Source organism: Schwartzia sp. (in: firmicutes) (assembly GCF_978017985.1).
This window is the reverse complement of sequence record NZ_CDXDFU010000129.1, coordinates 1-10696: the sequence shown is the minus strand read 5'-3', so window position 1 is coordinate 10696 and position 10696 is coordinate 1. Positions and strand designations below refer to the sequence as shown.

The 10696-nt window shown below is 47.4% G+C and carries 11 protein-coding genes; 8 read left to right on the top strand and 3 right to left on the bottom strand.

What is annotated here, in order from left to right; all coding sequences use genetic code 11:
• The 3 genes from ACY69O_RS05940 to ACY69O_RS05930 all read left to right on the top strand — a co-directional run.
• The coding region (locus tag ACY69O_RS05940; RefSeq protein ID WP_462332545.1) for a flagellin at positions 1 to 307 on the top strand (307 nt) is incomplete at its 5' end.
• 522 nt (positions 308 to 829) lie between these two features.
• Positions 830 to 1711 carry a DUF2156 domain-containing protein gene (locus tag ACY69O_RS05935; protein WP_462332544.1) on the top strand — a complete coding sequence of 294 codons (882 nt, stop codon included), beginning with the start codon at positions 830 to 832 and terminating at the stop codon, positions 1709 to 1711.
• Positions 1712 to 1732: 21 nt separating this feature from the next.
• On the top strand, positions 1733 to 3067 hold the full coding sequence (locus ACY69O_RS05930) for an NCS2 family permease (RefSeq protein ID WP_462332543.1): 1335 nt from the start codon (positions 1733 to 1735) through the stop codon (positions 3065 to 3067).
• Between the two features lie 81 nt (positions 3068 to 3148).
• Here ACY69O_RS05930 and ACY69O_RS05925 read toward each other — a convergent pair whose 3' ends face one another.
• Positions 3149 to 3802: an SGNH/GDSL hydrolase family protein gene (locus ACY69O_RS05925; protein WP_462332542.1), complete on the bottom strand. Its 654-nt coding sequence runs from the start codon at positions 3800 to 3802 to the stop codon at positions 3149 to 3151.
• A 305-nt stretch (positions 3803 to 4107) separates the two neighbouring features.
• Here ACY69O_RS05925 and ACY69O_RS05920 point away from each other — a divergent pair, with 305 nt between their 5' ends.
• Positions 4108 to 4428, top strand: coding sequence for a hypothetical protein (locus ACY69O_RS05920; RefSeq protein WP_462332541.1), 321 nt, complete (start codon positions 4108 to 4110; stop codon positions 4426 to 4428).
• 119 nt (positions 4429 to 4547) lie between these two features.
• Here the strand turns inward: ACY69O_RS05920 and ACY69O_RS05915 are convergent, their stop codons facing one another.
• Together ACY69O_RS05915 and ACY69O_RS05910 are read right to left on the bottom strand one after the other, a co-directional pair.
• Positions 4548 to 5552, bottom strand: coding sequence for a beta-ketoacyl-ACP synthase III (locus ACY69O_RS05915; protein ID WP_462332540.1), 1005 nt, complete (start codon positions 5550 to 5552; stop codon positions 4548 to 4550).
• Positions 5553 to 5738: 186 nt separating this feature from the next.
• Positions 5739 to 7520 (bottom strand): flagellin N-terminal helical domain-containing protein, encoded by a 1782-nt coding sequence (locus tag ACY69O_RS05910; protein ID WP_462332539.1) that lies wholly within the window; start codon positions 7518 to 7520, stop codon positions 5739 to 5741.
• Positions 7521 to 7923: 403 nt separating this feature from the next.
• Between ACY69O_RS05910 and ACY69O_RS05905 the strand changes: the two genes are divergently transcribed.
• The 4 genes from ACY69O_RS05905 to ACY69O_RS05890 all read left to right on the top strand — a co-directional run bounded on the left by ACY69O_RS05905 (position 7924) and on the right by ACY69O_RS05890 (position 10506).
• Entirely contained in the window at positions 7924 to 8385 is a 462-nt protein-coding gene (locus tag ACY69O_RS05905) for a YbaK/EbsC family protein (protein WP_072936314.1), read from the top strand.
• Positions 8386 to 8423: 38 nt separating this feature from the next.
• Complete coding sequence (locus ACY69O_RS05900; RefSeq protein WP_462332538.1) at positions 8424 to 9413, top strand: DUF3089 domain-containing protein; 990 nt, start codon at positions 8424 to 8426, stop codon at positions 9411 to 9413.
• 107 nt (positions 9414 to 9520) lie between these two features.
• Complete coding sequence (locus ACY69O_RS05895; RefSeq protein ID WP_462332537.1) at positions 9521 to 10312, top strand: DUF134 domain-containing protein; 792 nt, start codon at positions 9521 to 9523, stop codon at positions 10310 to 10312.
• Positions 10313 to 10317: 5 nt separating this feature from the next.
• Positions 10318 to 10506, top strand: coding sequence for a ferredoxin (locus ACY69O_RS05890; protein ID WP_462332536.1), 189 nt, complete (start codon positions 10318 to 10320; stop codon positions 10504 to 10506).
• The last annotated feature ends 190 nt before the right edge of the window (positions 10507 to 10696 follow it).

The following is a 10696-nucleotide window of genomic DNA, read 5'->3' as shown; positions in this document are numbered from 1 at the left end:
GGCAGGCACTACACGCAGCGGAAAATATATTTCCAAGGACGAGCGCGGACTTTTGGACGCAGCAATTGATTATCTGACGAACGCGAACACTCTTGTGGGCGCGCAGATTATGCGCCTTGAAATGACCGAGTCAAACATTGTTGTACAGCATGAGAATACCACAGCTTCCGAGTCCACTATTCGCGATGCAGATATGGCGAAGGAAATGGCGGAGTATACGAAAGCGAGCGTGCTTTCACAGGCATCGCAGTCCATGTTGGCGCAGGCCAATCAGAATGGTTCTGCAATATTGAGCCTTCTTCAATAATGCATATCGGATGAAAAAGGGCTTCAGCGCTTAATTGTCAGCGCTGAAGCCCTTTTTTACAAAGTGAAAGGCCGGCAGAGTTAGGGGAGGCTGCCGGCCTTTCAGGGAGATAGAGAATGAAAATAAAAATGTGTTGTATATAACGCACCAATTTCTCGGAGAGGGGTTATAAGAAACCGGCGAATTATATGCTTTTTTCGCTTGGGGGTTGTACCCCCTTGCTTGGTTAATAATATACATAAACTTTATGAAAAGAAACTGGCAAATCAGATGAAATTTAACTGAAAAGGAAAGGGCGTTGTTTAGGTTAAATTCACTTAAAAAAGTATATCACGAAGAGAAAAATTATAGCGTTATATTGCGCGAAGAGAGGGGGGATTCCGGACGGCACGATATATTATCAGCCGGGGTGAAACACGGACAGAGGATGTTTTGCCATTGGCAAAACCGGAATGAATGCGTTATAATAATATATTATTTCAATAGGCAAAAAGGAGGTAAGTTATCATAGAATTTCAGCCTGTGCGCAAGGAGGACAAGGAACTGCTCGACTCGTTCTTCAAGGCACGTTACTACGAGAATTCCCACTATAATTTTACAACAGTATATATCTGGCGTGAGCCGTTCCACATGCAGTGGGCCATCGAGGATGGTGTGCTTTACATGACGGCGCAGTGGCAGGGAAAGACCATGCTGTTAAATCCGTTCGGGCCTGAGGAGAAAATGGAGGAAGCGGTGCAGAAACAGGCTGCATGGGTGCAGGCTGAGGGAGTGCCGTTTTACGCGTACGGGATTGAGGGCAGAATGCTTCGCTATTATGAGGCGCTGCCGGGTCTTAATCTGAAGTCCAGGGCTAACCAAGATGAGGCGGATTATGTGTATAATACTCAAGACCTTATAAAGCTTGCCGGACGTAAATATCATTCAAAGAAGAATCATTTGAATGCTTTTTGGCGCCAGTATCCGGAGGCAGAATATCTTCCAATTACGGAGGATATCGTACCTGTCTGCAAGCTGAACATGAACGGCTGGTATAAGGAGCTGCAGCAGCAGACTCCGGACGATCCGTATATAGCAACGGAGCGTGAGTCCGTGATGGAGATTCTTAGCGACCTGGACTATTTCAAGCTTAAGGGCGCAGCTATAAGAATCGGAAAACGGATTGTGGCGTTTACTCTTGGAGAGCAGTTAAATAAGGATACGGTGGTAGTCCATATTGAAAAAGGCGCGCCGGATATCCGCGGAGCGTACACCGTAATCAATCAGGCTTTTTTGGAGCACGAGTGGGCAGATCTTCCTTTTGTCAACAGACAGGAAGATATGGGGCTTGAAGGGCTCAGAACGGCGAAGGAATCGTACCGTCCTGTACGTATGGTACAAAAATACATTGTGGAGCCCGCATAAGGGCAGGAGGCATTATTTTTCATGGCAACCCAACAGAAAACCGGCGGTGTGCTGAACAGTTTTTTTCATCTTGAGGAAAAGAGGACAACGGTTCAGACAGAGCTTTTAGCCGGCTTTACGACCTTTATTTCGGTCGCGTATATCTTGTTCGTCAACCCTAACATTCTCGCTGATGCGGGCATTCCTAAGGAAGCCGCTATTGCTGCTACCATCTGGGTGGCAGCCCTTACAACGACCTTTATGGGCGTCTTTGCTAATTATCCGGTTGCTTTGGCGCCGGGCATGGGACTCAACGCGTTCTTTACATACTATGTAGTAGGCACGCTGCACTTGCCATGGCAGGTCGCGCTTGGTGCGGTGTTCTTCTCAGGTGTGCTGTTTTTCCTCCTGACTCTTGGAGGAATACGTCAGGCGATAATCAGAGCTGTCCCTGTGAATCTGAAGCACGCTATCACCGTTGGTATCGGTACATTTATTGCTTTCATCGGTTTTAAGGGTACCGGTATCATTGTTGCTGACCAGGCAACATATATTACGCTGGGACATGTTTGTGCGCCTTCGACCATGCTTGCACTTGGAGGACTCCTGCTGACAGGTATTCTTATGGTGCGAGAGGTCAAGGGGGCTATACTGATTGGTATCGCTGCTGTAACTCTTCTGAGCATGGCACTCGGACTTTCGCCGACGCCTCATGGAATCGGAGATATAATGAGTTTCTCTCTGCCGTCCATGAGTGCTACCTTTGGTCAGCTTGATATAAAGGGCGCATGGGAGTATGGTATTTTCTCCATCATCTTTACCTTTACGGTTGTTGAGCTTTTCGATAACATGGGAACGCTCATCGGTCTTACGTCAAAGGCAAAGCTCGTAAAAGAGGACGGAGAGATTGAGAATATTGACAAGGCACTGACTACTGACGCAGTGGGCACAATGCTCAGCGCGCTTTTTGGTACATCTACTGTAACATCTTATCTTGAAAGCGCGGCAGGAATTGCCGAGGGAGGAAAGACAGGCCTTACCGCTGTTACTGTTGCTGTGCTCTTTGTGGTATCACTGGTGTTTGCTCCGCTCATTGGCCTTGTTCCGGCATTCGCGACAAGTCCGGCACTTATCGTTGTAGGCGCGCTCATGATGTCCGAGATGAAATATGTCAGCTTTGCGGAGTTTGATGACGCTCTTCCGGCGTTCCTCACTATCATCATGATGCCGCTGACCTCCAGTATTGCGAACGGTTTCGCGTTCGGTTTTGTCAGCTACACGATTCTTAAGGTGGGCGCAGGCAAAACAAGAGAAATCAGCCCGATTATGTGGATTGTATCTCTTGCGTTCATGGTTAATCTCGCTTTGCGCGGATAATATTAATATGTGAATAAAAACACTGCCGCAGGACATTGTCCTGCGGCAGTGTTTTTATGTCTGTTGCTGCGTGCGGCTGTTTTAAGGAGCCTGAGTAAGTACGGCTTCTGTATACAGCTGGACGCCAATATGAGAATTAGGATGGATAAAATCAATCAGATATTCGTATTGTGAATGTGCTTCAAAGTAGGCAGAGATATAATCATTGGCATTGATGAATATATCTCCCGTTTGGCCGCACCAGGCTTTAAGCGCGGCTGTGAAGCTGCTGTAGGCTGCGTCTGTGTCGGGAGGCTTCATGCCGCCGATGATGCTCGCATCTCCGTCCATTGCAACCCATGGAGCGATGAATATGAACTTTGCATCGGGGCGTTGGCTGTAGACGGCACTGCGGATTTTTTCGAGATTTTGAATGTATTCTTCTGCTGTTACGGCGCAAAATTCAGGATCTCGGAAAAGAATGTCATTTGCGCCTATGGCAAAAACGTAAAGCTCTGCCTCCGAACGGAGTATTTCTTTGAGAAATATGGCAAGTAAAACTGCTGTCGTCATACCGCCCTGGGAAACGTTAAAAATCTTTCCCTGTATTAAATGCCGGATGGGGAAATACCATGGTATTCCTCCGTTTATGGTTCCTTCTGTTAAGGAATCGCCTGCAAAGCAGATGCTTTTTGCGTTTTGCAGAAGCCGAAATGTACGGCTTGTTTTCATCTCGTCGGTTATGTTTAATGACATAAATTTATCCTCCGAAAGCTGCTTTCTGTGAAAGATTTCATACGGTTGATTTGATACAATTTTATCACGTATATTTTTAAACAGGCAAATGATGGGAAAAACATCTTTTGTTCGGGGGCATATTATCTATAAAAATTTAAAGAAAAATAGTTTGTATAGTGGTATAATCAAATATGAAACATGGATTATGGAAAATCGGGTTATCCAATATTTAGAAGTAGCCAATATCCTCTGTCAAAGAGGGTTTGCGATAAGGTAATCGAGTTTGTGCCCATCGTTCAACTAAATATGAAAGGATGATTTTAATGCCGAAAAATTCCAAGATCAAACTGCAGGATCGCGCTATGCTGAAGCTTGCGGAAATGACGCTTTCTATGATTGCGGCATCGGAAGCTCTCAAAGAAGCGAAAACTCTCCCACCAAAAGAGAGAAAAGAAGTAGAGGATACCTATGCAGCGTATGAGTATGCTTATACTCAGATACAGGATGTTGTTTTCCCGTTTGACTGCACTCAGGCTGATGTGGATAATGCCATGATTCAGTTCGGGGAAATTATTGACAAGGACGAATCGATGCAGAAAGCAATCCAGAAGGTCAAAGAGGAAATTCTGGCAGCAGCAAGATAATACTGTGCCACGTGATGGAAACGAAAACAATACGATGGTCGCAAAATAAAATTAAATTCCGAATTGAAAACCCCATGACTGCATTTCAGCAGTCATGGGGTTTTTTATTGACTGATATGTTAATTATCCTTGGACCATCTGATGATGCAGGATGCCCAGGTAAGGCCTGCACCGAAACCGGACAGTGCAATAATATCGCCATTTTTGAAGCGTTTCTCCGCAGCGGCCTCAGACAGTGCAATAGGGATGCATGCCGCGGACATATTTCCGTATTTATGTACAGTCAAAACAACTTTATCCATTGGCATATCCAGTCTTTTTGCGGCGGACTGGATGATTCGGATATTTGCCTGATGAGGCACAAGCCAGTCGATTTTTTCCTGCGGCATATCTATTTTTTCAAGGGAGTGCTTTACTGTATTGCCCATAGCTTTAACAGCAAATTTGAAAACGTCTTTGCCGTTCATGTGAATAAGGTTCAGACGCTGGTCGATTGTTTCTTTACTGACAGGCAGGCGGCTGCCGCTTGACGGAATCTGGATTGCATCTCCGCCTGAACCGTCGCTTCCCAGGTCAAAGCTCAAAATTCCGTAGCCTTCCTCAACATTCCCGATGACCGCAGCTCCGGCACCGTCACCGAAAAGAACACAGGTGTTGCGGTCTTCCCAGTTAATATATTTGGAAAGAGCTTCGGCGCCAATGACAAGAGCTTTGCTGTATACACCCGTTTCAATAAACTGCGATGCTACGCTGAGCCCGTAGGCGAAGCCGGAGCATGCGGCGGATAAATCAAAGGCCGCCGCTTTTTTTGCGCCTAAGCGGTGCTGGATCATACATGCCGTAGAAGGGACGATTCTGTCTGATGTAAGGGTACATACAACAATCAAATCCAGCTCGTCGGGAGTCACGCCCGCGTCTTTCAGAGCACTTTCAGCAGCTTTTATTGCCAAATCAGAGGTTGCTTCGTCGTCTGCAGCTATACGGCGTTCCTTTATGCCCGTACGCTCTGTAATCCATTCGTCACTTGTATCTACGATTTTAGATAAATCATCATTGGTTAATATTTTTTCAGGAACATAAAAGCCTGTTCCCAAGATGCCTGCATAGGTTTTCTTCAGTGTCATTCGACAGTATCTCCTCCCAGTCTTAATGCGGAAAAATATGTTTAATTAATCAGCTTCATTTTTGGAATCAAAGCCTATTATACAACAGAATTTGTCAACAAGTAAAGGCGAATGGAACTCAGGGAAAATAAGCAGATAAAAGACCGCCGTCAGTGCAGAACGGCGGTCTGTTCTTTGTAGGGTGATTTACTGCAGCAGCGAGAGCGCTGAGCTGCTGTTTTGATTTGCCTGTGCCAGCATAGCCTGTGCTGCCTGCATGAGTACGTTTGCCTTGGTGTACTCAGTGAAGGTGAGTGCCATGTCTGCGTCGCGGATTGTGCTTTCCGAGGCCGTGACGTTCTCGTGAGCGGTGATGATGTTCGATGCCGTGAAGTCAAGGCGGCTCTGGATTGCACCAATCGTAGTCTGCTGATTGAGTGCCTTGGAAATAGCGCGGTCGATAACGGTAATAGCTGCAGTAGCTTTCTTCTGCGTTTCGACACTGAGCGTCGTGCCGTCCTCTTTCTTGAGTCCGAGAGCAGTGGAGCGCATATCGCCAAAGCCGATTTTGATGGCCTGATTTGCCTTGGTCCCAATCTGGAATGCCATACGTTTTTCGGGTTCTGCATTGGCTGCCTGGTGCGCCATGTAGCGGAGAATCATGTAGCCTGCCGCATACGCGTCGTCATCTGGTGCAGTCGCGGAGTTTTCCAGCGCATTTTTTAATTTCGCCTGGTCTGCGACCATGGCTTCAATCGTAACTTTCCTGTAGTCGTCGATACCGTGTACCAGCTCTGCCGCGCCTTCCTTGATGTATTTCGGAAGGTCGGCAAAATGCGTGATATTTGCTGCCATCAGCGCGTGAACCATTTCGTGAGCGATACAGCGGTCGAGGTAAAGCTGATTGGGGTCTCCGGCGACAGCACCGTTTTCGTCGGAAAGGTCAAGGTTTCCGTAATAATCCATGTTGACCTGCAGCTCAAGCCCGATAGTTTTGCCTGTGCTGTCAAATGTGGATACGACCTGTGCAAGGGTGTTTGCGCCAATTGACGTTGGAGACAAATTTACCGTCATACTGCGAACTGTCGTGCCGGGGTCGGTGAAATTCAGCTCGAAGGATTCCTGAATAAGGTCGGTGCAAAGCGAGAGCCATTGATTGTTTAACGCTTTTGCGATAGCCTGCTTGGCCGAGTCACTTCCTGTGTCAGGCCAGACGACAGAGAGACCATTGATTACGGTGGTACCGCTTGGCACACCGCCTGTATAGGGACTTCCGTCTTCAGGAACAACGCTCACCGCGTTTTTTTCTTTTTCTCCGCCTGCGTCTAAGCCTGTAATGGCACCTGTATCAGCATTTGAAAGGTTTATTCCGGTAATGTCCAGCAAATCCCCTGATGCCATGTCGGCAAGGAAACTGCTGATGAGGTCACTTTCGCCGGAGAAAAGACCGCCTGAGGCATAGTTAATAGCACCATCAAGTGCTTCCTGTGCGGAGAGATTTGCGTTGTCAAGGTAGCTCATGAAATCTACGACAACACCATGCTCATCGGCAGGGACGTTGCCGCCCATGCTGCCGTTCAGGAGATATTTGCCGTTGTAGGTAACGTGGGCGTTGTCATCAATCTGCGCAATGAGCTGGTTAATCTCACGCTGAATGATGGCGCGGTCCTGATCGGTGTTTGTGTCGTTCGCCGCGTCAAGGGCTTTTTCCTTGAAGGTCTTCAGTATCTCAACGGTTGAGGAGACAGCTCCCTCGGCGGTATTCATCAGGCTTCTTGCCGTCTGGGCGTTTTTGAGATCCTGGGAGACACCGCGGATCTGCGCACGCATACGTTCACTGATTGCATAAGAGGACGCATCATCAGCAGCGCCGTTTATCCTCATTCCAGAGGACAGGCGCGCAAGCTGCTTGGATAATTCAGTTTGGTTCCTCCCCAGTACATTCAGCGTCGATGTGGCGGAGGTGTTGTTTTTGACCTTCATGGTCATGATAATCAAATCCTTTCGATTGTACCCGCGTGGGGCGACGCTGTCCCTGCGTCAAAATAAAAAAGCACAAAGCTATATTATCAGCCCTGTGCCACTGTATTTTCTTGTACACCTGAAAAGGTGAACATCCCTATCCGAGCCAGCTGCAAATCCATTGCAGAGCAGGACTCGGCACCGTGGTAATGGCTGTCAATTCCGTTTGCGGCCAATAAGTAAATACCACAACTCTATTTATAGTAATAATATCAAAATTGATAGATGTGTGTCAAGCTGTAAACAATTACAACAGTGAAAAGTGCGGGTAAAATACTTTGTTCTTGCGCAACAAAATTTGAATAATTGCTGTATAATGACCTGTAAAGGATTAAAAGAAAGAAAATAAATGTGTAATGGAGGCGCAGTAATGTCGTTTGAACGTGCAAAGGCATATCTGGAAGAGAAGGGATATGCTGACAGGATTATAGTGCCGGAGGCATCAACGGCCACAGTAGAGCTCGCAGCGCAGGCCCTTGGCACTGAGCCCGCGGCTATTGCTAAAACGGTGTCGTTTCTTGTTGATGACGCGGCGGTTCTGATTCTTGTTGAAGGAACTGCAAGGGTCGATAATCATAAATTCAAGGATGTGTTTCATACAAAGGCAAAGATGATTCCCTATGACCGCGTTGAGGAGCTTACAGGCCATCTGCCGGGAGGAGTATGCCCCTTCGGAGTAAAGGACGGCAGCAGAATATATCTTGATGAGAGCCTGAAAAATCATGAGGTGGTTTATCCTGCGGCGGGTGATGACTGCAGCGGAGTGAAGCTTACTATTCCCGAGCTTGAGGATGCGGTGGGAGAGTACAGTTGGATAGATGTAAGCAAGTGAAAATCAACATATTGGAAAAAGTAAGAGGGGCGGATAAGATGAAGCGCAGAAGTTATTTCGGTATACTTATCGCGTTTGCAGTTTTTGCACAGGTACTGTTTGCGGAAGCAGTTCTTGCATCGGGGATTCCTGTCAGTAACCCTGCACGCTGGATGTATTATGAAGCTGATGTTAAAGGAAAGGATGCAGATGTGTTCTTTGTCTGCCCGACTGCTGTGGTGACGGGCGTGAACGCGGACATTGAGGACGAAAAGACTCGGGAGGCTATTCTCAACGCGACAAATATGGAGATTGGCATATATAACAAAAACGCTCGTGTTTTCGCGCCGTATTACGAGATGGCAACACTTGAAGATTATTCTGTCGGCGGAGAGCAGTGCAAGAGAGCGCTTGACTCGGCATATGAAGATTTAAGAGAGACTTTTCGCTATTACCTTTTGCACGAGAATAACGGGCGCCCGATTATATTGGCAGGATTTTCTCAGGGAGCGGATATGATATACCGTCTTTTGCAGGATGAGTTTGCATGCCCTTGGACCGCGCAGAAGCTGGTGGCAGCTTATGCAATAGGGTGGCCGTGCACAAGAGAAATGACGGAGAAATATCCGCAGTTGAAGGCAGCAAAAGGAGAATCGGATATAGGCGTGATAGTCAGCTTTGAATGTGAGGCACCGGAGCTTACTGAGTCGCTTATTGTTCCAAAGGGAGTAAAAATGCTTTCAATAAATCCGCTGAACTGGAAAACTGACGGAACACATGCGGGGAAGGGGCTAAATAAGGGATATGTCCAGGCTGACGGAAAGGCAGCCATAGTTAAGGAGATACCCCGACTTTGCGGCGCTCACATAGATACCGAACGTGGAACGCTGAAGGTGACTGAGGTTACGCCGAAAGAATATCCTGCACTGCTGGGATTTTTGCCTGATGGGTCGTATCATATATACGATTATATGTTTTTTTACCGCAACCTGCAGGAAAACGTCCTGAAAAGAATTGATGCCTGGAAAGAGGCACGTGTAAAGAATTAAATACAGTGAAAAACTGCGGCCGAAAGAGACCGCAGTTTTTGTTATTGACATAAGTCATAAATAATGTAAAATAATAGATGACATAAGTCAGAAACGGAGGCGGCAGAATGGCGAGACCACCGAAGTGCAGATGTATCGGAGGATATCCCGATTTTTGGAGTTTTTCTCCTGATGATGAAAGCACTGAAGCACCTGTTATGCTGAGTCTTGACGAGTTTGAGACTATACGCAGTATTGACTGGCTGGGACAGAACCAGGAGGAATGCGCGCAGGCCATGCAGATTGCGCGGACGACAGTCACATCAATTTATGAAAGCGCCCGAAAAAAACTGGCAGATGCACTGGTAAACGGAAGACGCATTATTATTTCCGGCGGAAGCTATCGCCTGCGTGAGACGGAAGAATCTATACATATGAAAAAGAAGGGAAGCGGTGTAATGAGAATCGCAGTAACTTATGAAAACGGAGAGGTTTTTCAGCATTTCGGACATACACAGCAGTTCAAGTTGTATGATGTAAATAACGGTACGATTGAAAAAGAAGAGGTCGTAGATACAAACGGCCAGGGACACGGCGCACTCGCAGGTTTTTTGAAGCAGGCAGAGGTCGATACACTCATTTGCGGAGGTATCGGCGGCGGTGCACAGATGGCACTGTCTGAAGCAGGCATCACTCTTTACGCGGGCTGCAGCGGTGAAGCAGATGAGGCCGTAAAAGCACTGATTGCAGGAACGCTTGCACAGGTCGGTGAGGCAACATGCGACCATCATCACGGCGAAGACCACCACTGCGGACATCATGGGGAAGGTCATGAACACCATCATCACCATGAGGGCGGCCACTGCGGACATCATCATGAAGGTGGGCATTGCGGTCATCACCATCATCACGAGGGCTGATTTCCATGAAGTATACCGTTGATGAAAGCTGTGTGCGCTGCGGGGCATGCACGGTTATCTGCCCGTCGGTTTTTTCATTGAAAGACGAAGGGCAGGCTGCTGCTATAGACAGTGATGTTCCGGCGGATGTACTGGAGGACGCGGAGGATGCCATGGGCGGGTGCCCTGTTGGAGCAATCCGCCATGTGGAATAAGTTTGAGTTTTTCAAAGGGTTGAGGCTGTTATGCTTCAATCCTTTTTGATTTGATAACTCGGCAAAAGATGTCCCCCACTTCTGTAAGTGGGGGTTGTGGCTAATATCAGGAGATGATCATATCTCCCGCCTCGTTGCGAAGAGAAGCTTGTGCCGCAGATGAAAGTTTCCGTATGGCAAACTTTGATTG

What these genes read in the sequence shown, in the direction of transcription:
- ACY69O_RS05930 (WP_462332543.1), top strand. Translation starts at nt 1,733, where the DNA reads ATGGCAACCCAACAGAAAACCGGCGGTGTGCTGAACAGTTTTTTTCAT.
- ACY69O_RS05925 (WP_462332542.1), bottom strand. Translation starts at nt 3,802, where the DNA reads ATGTCATTAAACATAACCGACGAGATGAAAACAAGCCGTACATTTCGG.
- ACY69O_RS05920 (WP_462332541.1), top strand. Translation starts at nt 4,108, where the DNA reads ATGCCGAAAAATTCCAAGATCAAACTGCAGGATCGCGCTATGCTGAAG.
- ACY69O_RS05915 (WP_462332540.1), bottom strand. Translation starts at nt 5,552, where the DNA reads ATGACACTGAAGAAAACCTATGCAGGCATCTTGGGAACAGGCTTTTAT.
- ACY69O_RS05910 (WP_462332539.1), bottom strand. Translation starts at nt 7,520, where the DNA reads ATGACCATGAAGGTCAAAAACAACACCTCCGCCACATCGACGCTGAAT.
- ACY69O_RS05905 (WP_072936314.1), top strand. Translation starts at nt 7,924, where the DNA reads ATGTCGTTTGAACGTGCAAAGGCATATCTGGAAGAGAAGGGATATGCT.
- ACY69O_RS05900 (WP_462332538.1), top strand. Translation starts at nt 8,424, where the DNA reads ATGAAGCGCAGAAGTTATTTCGGTATACTTATCGCGTTTGCAGTTTTT.
- ACY69O_RS05895 (WP_462332537.1), top strand. Translation starts at nt 9,521, where the DNA reads ATGGCGAGACCACCGAAGTGCAGATGTATCGGAGGATATCCCGATTTT.
- ACY69O_RS05890 (WP_462332536.1), top strand. Translation starts at nt 10,318, where the DNA reads ATGAAGTATACCGTTGATGAAAGCTGTGTGCGCTGCGGGGCATGCACG.